Consider the following 691-nt stretch of genomic DNA (forward strand, 5'->3'; position numbering starts at 1 on the left):
CTTGAAAATAGCAGACAGAGTTGCTTATTGGCAGGTGTAGCGATTTTATTAAAAAGATTTTAAACAGGTTCTAAGATGAGAAATAACTGGGACACTTTTATAAGCATCTCGTGAATTTCATATGCTTCTTCTATTAATCCGTCGACAGAAACCTGCTGAAGGATAGACTCAATTCGGCTCATTTTCCAATCAATTTCTTGTAATAATTGTGTAGAATTTCCAGACCACGATTTGTCCACTATAACCCCTCTCCTGTCTTCTATATCTATGTGTATCCAACTTACTTCTATTTTTTCATGTTACTATGGAAAAATAGAAAAGCATTCTGTTCTATTCATTTTATAATTGAATATTTTCACATCTATAAATTCGTTTGCCATTTTTCAAAATCATGCGGTCTTTTATATATCCATCTATACATTGTCCTAATTCTTGATTTAACATTACTTCTATTTCACCGCTGTCTTGTATTTTACTTGTTAACAAAGTGGGTTGCTTACTTAACGAGCAATACAATTGTAACGTTTCAGCTAAAGATGTCACTAATGGTCTCAACAGGACATCATATTGCGGAAGCATATCAGCAGTGATTTGTTCATGTGAACTACCCGCCGCTTAACGTCCTAACGGACGGTTTGAAGTGGGGGCTTCTCGGTTAGTCGTTACTTTTGGTAGCTAACGAATTCGTCCT

At 35.5% G+C, this 691-nt stretch carries 2 protein-coding genes; both read right to left on the reverse strand.

Annotated elements, in window-relative coordinates; all coding sequences use genetic code 11:
• Window positions 1–59: 59 nt before the first annotated feature.
• Window positions 60–239: a hypothetical protein gene (locus ACQRBL_RS32455; RefSeq protein WP_411996845.1), complete on the reverse strand. Its 180-nt coding sequence runs from the start codon at window positions 237–239 to the stop codon at window positions 60–62.
• 100 nt (window positions 240–339) lie between these two features.
• Window positions 340–555 (reverse strand): hypothetical protein, encoded by a 216-nt coding sequence (locus ACQRBL_RS32460; RefSeq protein WP_411996846.1) that lies wholly within the window; start codon window positions 553–555, stop codon window positions 340–342.
• Window positions 556–691: the final 136 nt, after the last annotated feature.

It is taken from the genome of Bacillus sp. AF62 (genome assembly GCF_050312695.1).
In the GTDB taxonomy this organism is placed as follows: domain Bacteria; phylum Bacillota; class Bacilli; order Bacillales; family Bacillaceae_G; genus Bacillus_A; species Bacillus_A cereus.